We start from the raw sequence: 14913 nt of genomic DNA, 5'->3' as shown, positions 1-14913 counted from the left end.
GCAGGAAGGGGTATCCCGCCGCCACTGCTGGCCTAGCCGTCTATGCGACCTGAAGCGGCCAGAACCTGCTGCTAGCCAGCCGAGGCGCCGGACGGAGACATCATGCCATGCATCTCCTTCATACAATCCGCGGAGCTCATCTTCATCATGTCGCAGTCGCAGTTGGCCATCTTCGCGGTATCAGGCACCCAGACGCGCCGCTGAGCCGGTCCCGTGGCGCGCGGGCCATATTGGGGAACCGACTTCCACTCATAATGACCGGATTGTTGGCTGTGGTCGGGCTGGCCGGCGAATGCGGCGGCAGGCGCGGCAAGGGCTACGCCCAGCAGGGCGTAGAAAACACGGTTTTTCATGACTGTAATCCTTTGGCAAATCATCGTGGTAGCCGCAGATCGGACAGGATGTTTGAGTGCGCGATAGGCGCACCGATCCTGTCAGCCTGACGGCTGTGGTCGATCAGCCAAGGATAGTCGGTGGTTCAGGCTCGGGGGTCAGATCACTGCCATGCAGGGTCGACGTCGTGGTCCAGAATGCCATAGCTCCGTGAGCCACCGGCGATGCCGGGACGCGCGGCGCGTCGCGCAGAACCATCGGAACGACACAGCCCATTGATGCGACGCAGTCGAGCGTCAGCCCCTTGCAGGGCTTGCCCGAGGGCTGTTGTTTCTGAGCCATCGCATTCATGCAATCTGCGCTCATTCCCGAAATCGCCATCGGCGCGGAAACCGGGGCCGGGTTAGAGGCATAGGCCGCCGCTTGGCCCATGAGGCCAACCAAGGCTCCCAGCAGGAGGAAGAGATGCAGTACCCGTTTCACAGCCGTTACTTCTTACACCCGTCCTTATCGTAGAACAACGACATCATCGTCCGCCATGACGCGCAAAGACATGCTGTCCACCTGGACCGAAGGCGACGACATTATAGGGGTCCACGTGTTGCCCCGGGACTTCCATCCCCGGCGAGCCCATCGGCATCCCGGCAACCGCAAGTCCACGCACGCCGCGCGGCTTCTGGGCAAGGACGCGCTTCATGTCGGTAATCGGGACATGACCCTCGAATGCCATGCCGTCTACAATCGCTGTATGGCAGGATGACAGGCCCGAAGGAACGCCTTGGGTCCGCTGGAAGCTGGAGCGCTGGCGATCGTCGATGATGGTTACTTGGCGCCCGAACTGCTTACGCACCTGCGCCGCCCACTGCGCGCAGCAGCCACAGCCCGGATCGCGGTGAACCACGATAGGCGTCGCCGCCGCGCTGGCGACCGAAACCGACGCAAGGACCAACGACAATGCGACTTTGAGTTTCATATCGTCCTTCACCGCACCCATTCATCAAGGCTACCACTCTTCATAATACGCGCGACCGCCGCCTACCCCTCAAAAAGTGGCAGACGGTCGCAAGATTACCGTAGCGATCACGAACCGACATTCGTCGATGGGCAATCCAGGGTCGTTGCAGACCTCTCGCACTCGCGTCGATTTATGCAGTCGAAAAGCATTATTGCACCCGAGCAGGCCGCATTTCACATCTCAGCGACCCGGTCGCACGGCCGTAAGTTGACCGTTCGGAGTCCCGCATTCCCAACAGACGTGACGTATCTTTTCCTGTTCAATTCCACGTCGAGCAGAGCGACCCTCAGATCACATATTTGTCCCAGCTCGCATAATGTTCAGCGCTGCGCTTGCCGCGCGGAAGGCTGAGACCGACGAGGGCGAGCCCTATGATCACCGAAACGATCGTTCCCAGGTGGCCGGCCCCCGTCAGCAGGAAAGGGGCAGCAACCAGCCAGGCGCCGAGCGCGCCATTGATGAAGCGCACGGCGCGGGCAACTTCGGCGGTGGCGATGATCGCGACGGTGATGACCAGGGCACCAATGACATGGTCGCTGTTCGCCATGGCGCCCTCATTGCCCAGTGTCACCCGCGTGAGCATGAGGAATGCGCCGAGCGCGATACTGACCGCCAGCGTCCACGGCAGGGTCAGCCCCCGCTTTGCATCGGCCCAAAATGCGGCAGGCGACGACATCAGGTCGGAGGCGTCCTCACTGCCGGCCTCGCTCGCGTCGCCCTGGAAGAAGGTGCGAATCAGCGGCTTGCCGCGGCATTTCGCCCACACAAGGAACTGACCCATGGCGATGACCTCGTCGAGCGCGAAAGGGATCATGATCAGCATGGCGAGGGCGGCGATCAGCGCCAGCGTGCTCCAGGTGCCAATGACGATGGGCTGGCTGATGATGAAATAGATGCTGACCACGCCGAGTGGAATGACCAGGATGCCGAAGAAGGTCACCATCCACGGCATCGTGCGCCAGCGGTCGCGGGTGCCCATCACCGCCATCAGGATCTCGAGCACGTAGCTGATGGTGCCGAGACCGCCGTCGGGAATCGGCCACGCCTTTGACATGTTAGACGTGATGATCTCCTCGGTACCATTGCGCGGATCGCTCAACGAGCCGACAAAGAAGGGTTCCCAGACGCTATCGATGTGGCCCAGTTGGTATGCCGTCAGGATGCGCGAGGTAAGAAGACCTATCAGACCCATCACGACGATCGGCAGCCGCTGGGCATCGGTAGACGGGGAATAGGTCCAGCCGGGTGGGATGTTCTTGGGGTCCATCATCCCTGCCATGCTCATACCCGGCATCATCGGCACGAGCACCGACAGCGCGATCACAGCCGAGCCGATGAGCAAATCGTTGTTGTACTGCGCCGCGCTCGGGCTCCAAAAGATCAACGGCGCGAACAGCAGCCAGATCCCAACGAATGCGACCGCCCACTGAGCCCACGTCTTGGTGCGTGGTACAAGCGACAGCGCACCGAACAGCGCGATGGCAAGCCCGCTGACAAGATCGCTTACGGCCAGCGCGCTTGCACGCCACTCGATCGACGGCAGACCGCGATCGACCGTTACGAACCGCGCCGCCTCACCGACGCGCTGCGCGGTCATGGAGTCGTAGATGAGCGGGCTCGAGGCGAGCCACAGACCGAGGCCGATGTTGGCGTAGAGCGCCCAGCGCGCACGGCGCTCGTCGCGGTCCATCATGGCCATGTGATCGCCATGTGCACCGTGGCTGGACATCGCCATGTCCCCAGCCCCGTGCCCCACAGCGGCATGATCCATGTTGCCATGGTCCTTAGCTCCGTGCTCCATGCCGGGCATCGCGCCGGCTGCCGCTTCAGGCGGGTTATGGTCCAGCTCGGCCGGCTTCGGATCGGACTTGTCGTTCCAGGCGACGAGGTTTTCGTTGAGCTTGTTGTTCCGGTACCAGGCGCGCGGGTGGCGCTTCAACGCCGCAACGATCGTCGGAAGCGTTTCGCGAAGACTGTGCTTCGGCTCCCATCCAAGTAGCGACCGTGCGCGCGAGATATCGAGAATGTAGTGGTCGTTGCTGCTGTCGATCATCCAGGGCTGGATGAAATCGTCGTCGCCGAGTGCCTCGTTCTGAAGAACGATACCAGCCTTCGCGAGCGGCTGCGGGATGCGGATCGTCTTCCAGCCCTCGCCGTGGAGCGCCTCGCCGACGATGTCCTGGATTTCGGCGTAGCCGGGGGCATCGGGTTCGCCGATGAGCAGGGGCAGTTCAGACGGAAGATCGTGCCGCCGATCGACCAGGCGCACCACGGCTTCCGCCAGGTCATCGCGGTGCACCGATGATTGCGCCGCGCACAGCATGCCAGGATAGAAATGCGAGATCAGGCGGTGCTCGTAGATCTGCGATATCTGCTGTGCGAGGAACGCTGAGCGTCCCTCGTCGGCATAGACTCCTGCGGGTCGCAGGTAGACGACGGGTATCCGTCCGTGACGCTCGTGCAGCAGCGCCTCTGTGTCGACTTTGGACTGCGGGTACGCCCAGGAGGCACCGATCGGCGATTCCTCGTTGATGCGCTCCTGCGGAGTGGCGGTCGGTTTATGGACCAGCATCGTGCTGGCGAAGACGAATTGCTCGACATCGAACGACTGGAGTCCGTCGATCAGCCGCCGTGTCCCTTGGACGGTTACCTTGTCGTAGAGCGGATTGGGATCGCCAGAAATGTCATAATACGCGGCGAGATGAATGACGGAAGCAATGCGGTTGCCGTATCGCGCGCGAACCTCCTCGAGCGCAGCGTGAACCGCTTCATCCGAGCCGACATCAATGTCGATAGCGGCGGCGGGCGGTGGTGGCTCGGGCGGACCGGCGCGATCGAGACCGACGACCGTGTAGCGCTCGCCGAGCCGGGCGATCAGGGCCGCGGCGATAAAACCGCTCGCTCCGGTGACGAGGACGATCTCAGAAGCGCCTTTGGCGCCACTCGGACCGCTGCGCTCGATGTCGGTCATACTTCCACCATCCTGCTTCTTTCGCGAAGAGCGTCGATCGCTGGATATTTGAGCAAGATGCGCATGACGAAGCCTTTCCGACAGTACCCGATCATGTGCCCATCCTGTTTACTTCGAAGAACACACCTCAGGAAATCGGCTTTCGTGTATCTATTCCGGTGCTTTCGTCGGTTTGCGGTGGCGGGGGCGACGCACCGCGATCGCGATAGGAGGGCAGGTCCGGAGCGCCATCCGGCGCCGGGTTAGCTTGCAGGCGCGCGATCATCTGTTTCATTTGGGCGATCTCGCGTACCTGCGCGTCGATGATGCCATCGGCCAGCTTTCGAACCTCGGGGTCCTTGATGTGCGCGCGCTCGCTGGTCATGATCGCAATCGAGTGGTGCGGGATCATCGCCTTCATGTAGGAGACGTCGTCGACCGTTTCCTGGCTCCGCACCAGCCAAAGCGCTAAACCAAAAATGGCAGCGCTACCGAGCAGGATGCCGATATTGAGGCGGGTGTTCTTGTACATGCCCCACATGAAACTGAGCATGATCACCGCCATGACCGCGCCCATGACGAGCGCCATCCAGGTGCGCGTCTGGCTGAACTGGACATGGCTCAGCGCATAGGTGTTGAGATACATCAGCCCGAACATCACGACCGTAGACGTCGCAATCATCGCCACGAACCGGCCATAGCCCATGCCTATGCCCATGCCATTCTTCTTGTCTTCCATTGACCGACTCCGTCCTACCTCTAGGCTCCTCACCCTCCTCGGCTGCCAAGGGGGCATGCCTGCAACTCACTTCATACCCAAAGGGATCCAAGATCACCTGGAGTATGACCGGGAGGATGGACATTCAACTTTGATCATAGCCGGGTTTCCGCTGCGCCGTACCTCTGCATTGTTCAGCCAGGCTCTTGGGCGGCGACGCTTAACCGGCCAAGTTCTGAGGGCGCCCTGATGTCGACCGGCTTTGTCGCTATCAATTCCTTGAGCGGCCCGAGCAGCTATGATGATCCTGTTGCATACTGCGGGCGTGAGTGATTTGATCCTTGTACCGCCCGACGGCACCCTGGACCGCGAGAATCGCCCTAATTTACAGGCCATCGAGTACGCGTACCCCTTATCGCCAGAGCACAACCCGCTAGTAGCGGGAGCGTATCAAAAGATGCGATTAGTGCGACGACGTTTTGGCACGGGGTTTGCCCGGAGCTTTGATGGGGCTTCGTAACATTACGCATATTGAGTCGGGAGCCGGGTCCATAGTCTTGGTGGCGAAGAAAGGTTCTTCACCGCCAGTTTTCCTCGGCGGGTCTTGTAAACTCAGCCAAGGAGGCTTCCACCATGTTGCTCAAGAAGAAGATCACCATCGCGCTTGCAGGCCTCGCCGTGCTCGGCGCCGCGCCTACCTACGCCCAGGGCATCGGCCACAGCTTTTTCATGCGTGGATCGATCGTCGGCAAGGACACGACCGGAACGGTCGTTTGTGTGGGTAAGGCCGACGGCGCGACCGTAGGCCAGGTCCTCGAGGTCTACCGTGTGGAAAGCACACCTGGACCTTCGAAGACCCCCGGCGCGGGCTTCCGGCGCGTGGCCGTCGGGCACGTCAAGATCGATCACATTTTCGATGACCATTTCGCGCATGTGAGCATCGCCGACGGCACGCCGAAGGTCCACGACATCGTCGAACTCCGCAGGAAATAAGTCGGCAGCGGGGACGGCGACCGCCGTCCCCACCATCAACGCCACCTCGCTGCAGAACGAGACCGGCACGATCGCTCGCAACCAAGCGACGAACACCGGCCTGGGTGCACGAGACATGAATTGAAAGGAATCGAGATGCGCTTCAAGAAGTCAATATCGATGGCCATGGCGAGTATCGCCCTCGCCGGCGCGGTCCCCGCTCTGGCGACCGGCATCGGCCACAGCTTTTTTATGCGTGGATCGATCATCGGCAAGGACACGACCGGAACGATCGTGTGTGTCGGCAAAGCAGATGGCGCGACAGTCGGACAGGTGCTTGACGTCTATCGCGTGAAGACGCTGCCCGGCTCCGGCTACAAAGGAAGCGGCCCCGCTTATCGCCGAGACCTCATCGGCCACGTCAGGGTCGATCATATATTTGACGACCATTTTGCGCATGTGAGCGTCGCCGACGGCGCTCCCGCAGTTCACGACATCGTCGAGCTCCGCAAGAAAGTCGAGCTCCGCAAGAAATAAGGGCGTGCCGGGGAGGGGCTTGCCGCTCCCCATGATGCCTGATGGCGGCCGCAAGCGACGAAAAGTCGCGCGGCCTTTGAGCGGACAGGAGAGCGGCGATGATCGACCGACGTCCAAATATTTCTCTTGACCCTGGACCTAGGTCCAAGCGGCACTGTGCCTCCGAGACTTGCCATGTCACGGCTTAGAATCGGTGAGCTGGCCGAGGCTGCCGGCGTTCGAAAGGACACCATACGTTATTATGAGCGCACCGGCCTGCTCCCCGCTCCGCAACGGACCAGTGCAGGATACCGCGTCTATCATCCTGCAGACGTCGAACGCATCAAGTTCGTTCGCGCTGCACAGGGGCTCGGTTACACCCTCACCGAAACGCACGCGCTCCTGCTGGTGCGGGCCGGAGACGCCCTCGCCGGGTCGGATATCCTCGCCGTCACGCGGGTCAAACTGCGCGAAGCACTGGTCAGGGTGGAACAGCTCAAGCTTATCGAAACAGGCCTTGAGCAGCTGGGTGAAGCGCCCTCGCACGAAGCCGAAAGCGACCCTTGCCCGATCCTCTTTCTGGTTCGGGACGGGCGGCTGTCTCAATTGGCCGCAGGGCAACCAGAACAAATTTCCGTGGGAGAGGACCACACCACCTCAACAGGGAAGGACTGAACATGAAATACTCTATCTCGCTCGGGTTGCTCCCGCTGGCGCTGCTCGGCGCTTGCGCGACCCTTCCGCCGACTAGCGCGCAGATCGCGAGCTGCAAGGCCATGGAAGACAATATGGGTCTCGCGACGCCCCATGATCACAACGAGATGAAGGGACAGGGGCGCAACCCGATGAATCTCTCGCACGATCGCTGCCTGCAGATTCTCAAGCAGCAATGACACCCTGATCTGTCGGTCGAGCACGCTTATCAAGCTCGTCCGACGGGATTTGCGTTCGACCGCTCACTCTCATTCGGAGACACATCATGAAGACTCACCTCACGAATACGTCCGGGAAGATCGTCTCGGGGCTCACAGCCCTTGCGCTTCTCGGAACGCTTGCTGCGTGCGGCAAGAAGACGGACGGCACGCAAAACCAGGCTGCCTCCAATGCCTCTGCAAGCGCGCCCGGCGCTCTTGAAAACGACACCGCCGCCGCCACGGACTCTGTCGGGACCGACAACACGGCGGCCGATATGGATGAGCGCCACCGTCAGGATATGGACCACAGCGACATGCGCCGGGGTGGGCCGATGATGCCCAATGGCGCCCCGCCTACGAGCACGCCCGACAACAGTCAGTCCGCCCCGATGAAGGATATGTAAGCCGAGCAGGCTGAAAACCCCGGCACTGCCCGACCTGAGCAAGATCAAATCGAAGGAATAATGCCGCGACCTGTCGAATGGTCGCGGCAACGGAGACGCGCCATGACATATTTCACGATCGGAAAGCTGTCGCGTGCGCTCGGCATCCGTCCCGATACCATCCGCTATTACGAGCGCAACGGTCTGCTTCCTCCGCCCGCCCGGTCTTCTGCCGGTTACCGCACCTATGGCGACGCCGATCTCGAGCGCGTGCGGTTCATTCGCAAGGGGCAGCAGCTGGGTTTCACGCTTCGCGAAATCGGAAGCCTGCTCGATTTGCGCGCGTCCGACACCGCGACAACCGCCGATGTCCTGGCCATCACCGAGAGCAAGATAAATGAAGCGACCACCCGTATCGATGATCTGACCCGCATCAAGACCGCCCTGTCCGCCCTGTCCGCCCAATGCTCGATCGACATTCCCATCGCGGATTGCCCGATCCTCGCGCATCTCGCGAGCATTCCCAGGGAAGACGCACCAGGGCACGGAAACCCTCCTGCAGCCGGCGCGGTGAAGGCGCCCTCATGAGACCCGTTTTGCAGCGCTTGGGTCCGCCGTTGCTTTGGCCCGGCCGGTCCCCGTCGCTCCGCCGCCGAGCAGGTTTGGCCTTGGCTATCGTCGCTGCAGCTGGCGGCCTGGCCCAGCCTTCTGTCGCGGAGAGCCAGCCCGCCCAGGGTCGTGGCACGAAAACGGATCTTGTCGGTATCTGGTCGTTCGATGCCCGGTCCGGATGCGAGACCGGCACAGCCTGGGAGTTCAGGGCAGACGGGTCTTACAACGAACTCCGTTTGCCCGACCGGACACCGCGCGCCACCGGGAAGTGGTACGAACTCGGTGACGTCATCTTTTATTCCCTGGCACGGCCGGAGACGGTCGCCCCGGGACGGCCTGACAAACGCATGGTGATCATCGAACGCGAACCCGATCGCCTCGTCGCATTGGGAGGTCGCAGGGTTCGCCACGTGATGCACCGGTGTCCGTGATGACCGAGAGCCTCATTGTGGAGGGCATCCACTGGATCACGCGAGCAATTGAAGTCACCGGGACGGCGATCATCGTCGTGGGCGCCGGTTCCTCGCTGATCAAATTCCTGCAGCAATCCGTGAAAGGTCCGATCGACCAGGATGTGGTGGGCAGCTTCAGGTCGAGCCTTGGCGAAGCCATTCTTCTCGGACTCGAATTCCTGGTTGCGGCCGACATCATCAACACCATCGCGATCCAGCCCACGCTCAGCAGCCTCGCGGTGCTTGCTGGCATCGTGCTGATACGAACCTTCCTGAGTTTCTCGCTCGAGGTCGAGATCAAGGGCCGTTGGCCGTGGCAGAGAGCGACAGGAACCCCACGCGATGATTGAGTGTCGTCGCCGGCTCCTGGCGGCCAGGCGACGACGCCGGGCGAATAGGAAATTACGTATATTGGCCAAAATCCATCTGTGGTCCCTCAGAACCGTGGCCAGCCGGATGATCGGCCAGGTCATTGCAATGGAGTATTGATTATGATCATGACAGGTTCTTTCCGCTTGCGAGCGCTTGCGCTGGCAGGTTCCATCTTGCTGTCGCCCGCCATCGCTTCCGCCCAAGGGCAAGCCGCCGGCCAGACTTCGGCCCAGCCCGCGCCTCCCGCCGACAGGTCGATGCCGGCAGGCGGCATGATGGAGAAGCACGACGCGATGCCGGGCATGGCCGGCATGCCGATGCAGCACGACAAGATGCCCGCGGCCATGCCTCCGATGGCGAAGAAGGCCGGATGCTGCGGCATGAAGAAGAAGCCGATGGCCAAGCACAAGGCCGCCCCGCATCGCCATGCGAAACCCGCCGCCGCGAAGCCGGCGCCGATGCCCGCGGACCAGCCGATGCCCATGAAGGATGACATGTAAGGAAGTCCTCAGGTGACGCGCCCTGACAACAACATCACCGGCCTCAAGCTATCGCGGGCTTTGAGGACGAGCGGTATCGCGCTCGCGCTGGCGATGATCTCCGGATCACCGCCAGCGTCGGCGCAGATGGCCGAGTCCGAGCACGCGTCGCATCATCCAGGGGGCGGAGCCGCCGCGCCAGCGGCGATGCCAGCGGGCAACGTGATGGGGGCCGCAGCTCCGGCCGCGGCGAAAGCTGCCGATCCCATGGCGGCGATGATGAAAGGGATGATGGCGCCGTCGCCGGGCGCCAAAATGGCCGCGGGACCGGCGGGATGCTGCGGGAACGGCGGCGCCAAACCCTTCTACCCCTCGCTGATGGACTGGCCCGTCCTGACCGATGAGGCCCGGCGGACGGTACGCGCCGCGGCTCTCGCCCGTCTGGGGTCGGGCGCCGAGGTCCTGACCGCGGAGCAAGCCCGGCTTCACCACGCTCTCATGTCGAACGACACGAAAGGAGCCCAGGATGCGATCAGGGGCGCTCGCGAAGGCCTCGCACTCGCGGACAGCGGAGCAGGCGCGCTCAGGGGCCTCGAAGAGGGCCGCCCTCCCCGGCAGATTGCCCTGAGATGGTTCAAGACCCAATCGGGTTTGGCAGACAGCGACCAGATGGCATCCGGAAATAAGCTGACGGGCCTTTCCTGGTGGCACCTGATCGCCATGGCGCTGCTGGCGGCGGCTCTGGTTGCGGCGCTGCTACTCCGATGGGCGCGGCTGCGCCGCATCGCAAGCTTGGTGGAGCGGCTCGCACCAGGCGGGGCTGCACCACCGGCCAGTCCGGCCACCGCTCCGGCCCCGGCCGCTATCGTGCCGGCGCCCGCTGCTCCTGCAGGCGCAGCTACGCCCGGAAGCGCCACGCCGGCAGCACCGCGACTGTGGAAAGGCGTCCTGCGGATCACCGCGATCTTCGACGAGACCCCGAGCGTCAAGACGTTCCGGCTCATGGAACCGAACCGCGGGCCGATGCCGTTCACGTTCCTGCCCGGCCAATACGCCTCGATCACCTCGGAGATCGAAGGCCAGAAGGTCCGCCGATCCTACACGATCTCGTCATCGCCCACACAGCGCGACTATATCGAGCTCACGATCAAGCGCGAACAATATGGGCTGGAATCGCGCCATCTCCATGATCATGCCGCCATGGGCGACCTTCTCGAGATTGCGGCGCCCGCGGGCAGGTTCTTCTTCACCGGCAAGGAAGCCGAGGGGATCGTCCTGATCGCCGGCGGAGTCGGCATCACACCGATGATGAGCGTGCTGCGCAGCCTGACGGACCGTTCCTATGAACACGACATCTACCTCCTCTACGGTGTCAACACGCCGACCGATCTGATCTTTCGCGAGGAATGCGACTATCTGGCGCGGCGCCACCACAAGCTTCACATCGTCTCCATCGTCGCAAAGCCCGAAGGGACCGACTGGGCCGGGCCTTCCGGTTATTTGACGGCCGATTTCATCGCCGCTTCCGTTCCCGAAATCGCCAGCAGGCGCGTTCACCTGTGCGGCCCACCGCCGATGATGGACGCGGTGAAGGCGGCGCTCGCGCAACTCAAGGTGCCGGCGGAGCAGGTCAAGACAGAGGAATTCGCGCCCCCCAAAGGCGGTCCCGTCCTTGAAGATGAACCGGCAGCGACCGCGACCGACAGCCAGGCATCGGCCGCCCCGCAGACGCCGCCCGCCATTCCTTCCGCGCAGGCGAAGATCGCATTTTCGAAGTCCGGCAAGAGCGGCGCGCTCGCGCCCGATCAGTCCGTGCTCGAAGCGGCCGAGGCGATCGGAGTGGCCATCGACTATGAATGCCGGGTCGGCATCTGCGGAAGGTGCAAGGTCCCGCTGCGGCAGGGCCAGGTGACGATGGAAGTGGAAGACGCGCTTGCCGCCGACGAGAAGGCCGACGGCATCATCCTCGCCTGCCAGGCAAAATCGGTGGGTGATCTCGTGGTGGACGCATGAAATGACCGAAACCGAGAAAGTAACGGTCGGCGCTCTGCTGAGCGCTCTTGCGCTGCTGGTCCCGGCCTTCCTGCTGCATTCCGCACCGCGTTTCCCCGGGAGCCTGGCAGGCGGACTGTTCGGCATCGCCGCCGCCCTGCTTTTCGTGCTTCTGCTCGTCTACAGCATCGTAAAGCGGCAGGCGTGGGTCAAGGAGCGCACGCAGCGCCTCGTCTCCCTCGGAGGACTGCTCAGCTTCCATGTGTATGCCGGCGCGATCGGCGCTCTGCTCGGAATCATCCATTCGGGGCACAAGTTTCAAAGCCCGATCGGCATCGCCCTCGTGATCGCGATGCTGACTGTCGTCGTCACGGGCTTCATTGGCCGATATTATCTGGCGCAGGTCGGGCAGGAATTGCGGTTTCAGCAAAAGGAACTCAAGGTTCTGCGCGACCGCTATGATGTGCTTGCCGCCGTATCGGCCGATCTGCGCCATCAAAGCGTCGTTGATCCGTCCGGGTTGCCGTTGGACTCGCTCCTCGGCGCAATATCCGACCTCGAATTCACGATTACTGCACGCGACGTCATCAAGGCCACGCTCGACAAGTGGGTCGTCGTGCATATTGTCGCTGCGATCATCATGTACGGATTGCTGACGATCCACATCTGGAGCAGCGTCTACTTCGGCTTGCGGTGGTGGCCATGAAGCGGACTGGTATCGTCTGCCTGATCCTCGCGACACTGGTCCTGGCCACCGCGATCATCATCCCCCTTACCATTTACCGCTCGGGCAGCACCGCGCTACCGCAATGGGCGGCGTCGGTTCGACCCGGGCCGCTGTCGAACGCGCATGCTTTTCTCGAGGGCAAATGCGAGAGCTGTCACACGCCCAATCGCGGGATCAAGGCCGAGACCTGCATAGCCTGCCACGCAGCTTCGCCGGAAATCCTGAAGAAGCCTTCGACCGCTTTCCATGTCAACATCAAGGAATGCAGTGGCTGCCATATCGAGCATCAGGGTAACACGCTCCGTCCGGTCCGGATGGATCACCAGGTTCTCGAGCGCATCGCCGAACGGGCGACAGGGCGTGACACTCCCCTCGATTGCCAGTCCTGTCACGCCCCCCGCGACAAGCACCTGGGGTTCTTCGGCAGTGATTGTGCAAGCTGCCACACCACAACGAGCTGGAAAATCAGCGGGTATCTGCACCCCAGCCCCAAATCCACCGAATGCTCGCAGTGCCACAAGCCGCCGCCGAGCCATAACATGATGCACTTCGAAATGATGGACAAGATGATCAGCGGTGAAAAACGGGCGCGGGTTGATCAATGCTTCAGTTGCCACCAGACCGACTCGTTCAACAATATCAAGGGTGTCGGCATGGTCAAAGTGCATTGAAAATCCTCGCCAAACCCGACCTGCCATCGAAGAGCCCTCCAATTATCAAACCCGGCGACATCTTCGCCCAGGCGAGGAGTGTCACCGTGAACGCGCCCAATGATCCTGCGGAACGCTGTGTCCCCTTGCCCGGGCAGGCCGGGCAAGGGACCACGCTTCTTGAAGCCGATCTGCACTTGCCGCCGACCCCTGGCCAGGCCGCGAGCGAGGGGCACGTGGCGATCCCGCACGCTCACCGGCTTCAGAGTATCGGGCGGATTTTTGGCCCGGGATTCATTGCCGGGGCGGCCGACGACGATCCAAGCGGGATTGCAACCTATGCGCAAGCGGGAGCGGCTTACGGTTACACGCTCGGTTGGACGATGTTGCTTACCTGGCCGCTCGCCGCAGCTGTGCAGGAGACGTGCGGGCGGATCGGCAGAACGACGGGCGAAGGTTTGACGGCGGCGATCAGCAAGCGCTGCCCGCTCGCGCTGCTCCGAACGGTCGTTCTGCTCCTCGTGGTCGCCAATGTCATCAACCTTGGTGCTGATCTGGGAGCGATGGGTTCGGCAATGTCGCTCATCGGCGGCGGCGCGCCGCACCTCTGGGTCATCATATTCGCCTTGCTCTCAACGCTGTTAGAGACCTTTCTCGACTACAAGCGCTACGCGCGTTTCCTGAGATGGATGACGCTGGCATTGCTGGCCTATGCGGCTACGGCATTTGCCGTGCACCTGTCATGGAGCGATGTGCTGCGTGGAGTCCTACTACCGAGCATGCCGGACTCAAGCGCCTGGATGCTGGTAGCCGCGATCTTCGGCACCACGATCAGCCCCTATTTGTTTTTCTGGCAGGCCTCCCAGGAAGCAGAAGATGCCAGAGCTAAAGCGAAAAGCCTTTCGACATCGGAAGTCAGCGCCGGCGAAGAGCGCCGGATTAGCCTCGATAGCTGGTTCGGTATGTTTTTTTCAAACCTCATTGCCATTTTTATCATCATAACCACCGCCGCGACCTTGCATATCGCTGGTATTACGCAGATCGATACGGCCGCGCAGGCGGCCGAAGCACTCAGGCCGCTGGCGGGCGACTTTGCCTTTGCACTTTTTGCCAGCGGTATCATCGGGACCGGCCTTCTTGCCGTCCCGGTTCTAGCCGGCTCGGCGGCGTATGCGGTCTCCGAAGCCTTTGGGTGGCGTGCGGGCCTTGGGCTGGCACCTCGGAATGCCAAGGCTTTTTACAGCGTGATAGCTTCGGCCGGCATTCTGGGCATTCTCGTTCATTTCTCGCCGATCAGTCCCATGCAGGCGCTGCTGTGGAGTGCTGTCATCAACGGCTTTGTTGCAGCCCCACTTATTGCCCTGGTGATATGGCTCGGCTCGGATTCCGAAGCGATGAACGGTCACCCCATTCCCCGGCGGCTGCAACTGCTCGGTGGCGCGGCCTGTCTGGTCATGGTTGGCGTCGCCATCATGACGACGGTTTCGTGGATCGCGCCGGCCGCGCGGTAAATGATGATTGGCGCCTAGCGATCCAGCTTTCGCACTGACAGGTCAAGCTCGGCTTGAGATTGAAGCTTTCCGCCTCAGCCAATGCAGCATCGCGAATCCGAACGACGCGCGGCCTCGCTCAGGACGACATCGGTCAGCAAGTCTTGTGAACATTACGTAACGCTACGTGTGTGTGCCTGACATAAATCAAGGAAATGCAAGCCAATCGCCCAAGCCACCGCGCAAGCACTGACGCCTTAAAGCCGGCTTGGGTGCGCAATCCTGCGTCCAAGCTGCTCGGGCCGTGGGGACAGAATATCGGCCTTGACTCTGGACGG

The 14913-nt window shown here is 62.1% G+C and carries 18 protein-coding genes; 13 read left to right on the top strand and 5 right to left on the bottom strand.

Translation table 11 applies throughout. From position 1 onward, the window contains the following. Positions 1-71 precede the first annotated feature (71 nt). From LQ220_RS16140 to LQ220_RS16120, 5 genes are all read right to left on the bottom strand, one after another. Positions 72-353: a hypothetical protein gene (locus tag LQ220_RS16140; protein WP_024018517.1), complete on the bottom strand. Its 282-nt coding sequence runs from the start codon at positions 351-353 to the stop codon at positions 72-74. Positions 354-456: 103 nt separating this feature from the next. Continuing rightward, positions 457-816: a hypothetical protein gene (locus LQ220_RS16135; protein ID WP_024018516.1), complete on the bottom strand. Its 360-nt coding sequence runs from the start codon at positions 814-816 to the stop codon at positions 457-459. Between the two features lie 43 nt (positions 817-859). Next, positions 860-1306: a DUF411 domain-containing protein gene (locus tag LQ220_RS16130; RefSeq protein WP_031308719.1), complete on the bottom strand. Its 447-nt coding sequence runs from the start codon at positions 1304-1306 to the stop codon at positions 860-862. Positions 1307-1634: 328 nt separating this feature from the next. After that, a complete protein-coding gene (locus tag LQ220_RS16125; RefSeq protein ID WP_024018514.1) occupies positions 1635-4319 on the bottom strand; it encodes a vitamin K epoxide reductase family protein in 2685 nt (894 codons plus the stop codon). A 127-nt stretch (positions 4320-4446) separates the two neighbouring features. Next, positions 4447-5037: a DUF305 domain-containing protein gene (locus tag LQ220_RS16120; protein ID WP_024018513.1), complete on the bottom strand. Its 591-nt coding sequence runs from the start codon at positions 5035-5037 to the stop codon at positions 4447-4449. Positions 5038-5649: 612 nt separating this feature from the next. Between LQ220_RS16120 and LQ220_RS16115 the strand changes: the two genes are divergently transcribed. The 13 genes from LQ220_RS16115 to LQ220_RS16055 all read left to right on the top strand — a co-directional run bounded on the left by LQ220_RS16115 (position 5650) and on the right by LQ220_RS16055 (position 14596). Continuing rightward, complete coding sequence (locus LQ220_RS16115; RefSeq protein ID WP_024018512.1) at positions 5650-6009, top strand: hypothetical protein; 360 nt, start codon at positions 5650-5652, stop codon at positions 6007-6009. A gap of 135 nt (positions 6010-6144) precedes the next feature. Next, the gene (locus tag LQ220_RS16110) at positions 6145-6525 is read left to right on the top strand and encodes a hypothetical protein (RefSeq protein WP_230189186.1); all 381 of its coding nucleotides are present in this window, start codon (positions 6145-6147) and stop codon (positions 6523-6525) included. Between the two features lie 174 nt (positions 6526-6699). Then, on the top strand, positions 6700-7179 hold the full coding sequence (locus LQ220_RS16105) for a MerR family transcriptional regulator (protein ID WP_230189185.1): 480 nt from the start codon (positions 6700-6702) through the stop codon (positions 7177-7179). A 2-nt stretch (positions 7180-7181) separates the two neighbouring features. Further along, complete coding sequence (locus LQ220_RS16100) at positions 7182-7397, top strand: hypothetical protein (protein ID WP_024018509.1); 216 nt, start codon at positions 7182-7184, stop codon at positions 7395-7397. A gap of 86 nt (positions 7398-7483) precedes the next feature. Next, positions 7484-7822 (top strand): hypothetical protein, encoded by a 339-nt coding sequence (locus LQ220_RS16095; RefSeq protein ID WP_024018508.1) that lies wholly within the window; start codon positions 7484-7486, stop codon positions 7820-7822. A gap of 102 nt (positions 7823-7924) precedes the next feature. Further along, on the top strand, positions 7925-8389 hold the full coding sequence (locus tag LQ220_RS16090; RefSeq protein WP_230189184.1) for a heavy metal-responsive transcriptional regulator: 465 nt from the start codon (positions 7925-7927) through the stop codon (positions 8387-8389). Beyond that, positions 8386-8844 (top strand): hypothetical protein, encoded by a 459-nt coding sequence (locus LQ220_RS16085; RefSeq protein WP_230189183.1) that lies wholly within the window; start codon positions 8386-8388, stop codon positions 8842-8844. The genes LQ220_RS16090 and LQ220_RS16085 overlap by 4 nt, the downstream gene beginning before the upstream one ends. Next, positions 8844-9215 carry a DUF1622 domain-containing protein gene (locus tag LQ220_RS16080; RefSeq protein ID WP_230189182.1) on the top strand — a complete coding sequence of 124 codons (372 nt, stop codon included), beginning with the start codon at positions 8844-8846 and terminating at the stop codon, positions 9213-9215. The genes LQ220_RS16085 and LQ220_RS16080 overlap by 1 nt, the downstream gene beginning before the upstream one ends. A 195-nt stretch (positions 9216-9410) precedes the next feature. After that, positions 9411-9737 (top strand): hypothetical protein, encoded by a 327-nt coding sequence (locus tag LQ220_RS16075; RefSeq protein ID WP_230189181.1) that lies wholly within the window; start codon positions 9411-9413, stop codon positions 9735-9737. 12 nt (positions 9738-9749) lie between these two features. Further along, a complete protein-coding gene (locus LQ220_RS16070) occupies positions 9750-11729 on the top strand; it encodes an FAD-binding oxidoreductase (protein ID WP_230189180.1) in 1980 nt (659 codons plus the stop codon). 1 nt (position 11730) lies between these two features. Then, positions 11731-12414, top strand: a complete 684-nt coding sequence (locus LQ220_RS16065) for an iron reductase (protein WP_029622672.1) — start codon at positions 11731-11733, stop codon at positions 12412-12414. Continuing rightward, positions 12411-13106: a cytochrome c3 family protein gene (locus LQ220_RS16060; protein WP_230189179.1), complete on the top strand. Its 696-nt coding sequence runs from the start codon at positions 12411-12413 to the stop codon at positions 13104-13106. Before LQ220_RS16065 ends, LQ220_RS16060 begins: the two co-directional genes overlap by 4 nt. Then, positions 13103-14596, top strand: coding sequence for a divalent metal cation transporter (locus tag LQ220_RS16055; protein ID WP_230189178.1), 1494 nt, complete (start codon positions 13103-13105; stop codon positions 14594-14596). Before LQ220_RS16060 ends, LQ220_RS16055 begins: the two co-directional genes overlap by 4 nt. Positions 14597-14913: the final 317 nt, after the last annotated feature.

It is taken from the genome of Sphingobium sp. CECT 9361 (genome assembly GCF_918741285.1).
Lineage (GTDB): Bacteria > Pseudomonadota > Alphaproteobacteria > Sphingomonadales > Sphingomonadaceae > Sphingobium.
The sequence above is the reverse complement of the archived record's forward strand: the minus strand, read 5'-3'. Positions and strand labels throughout refer to the sequence as shown.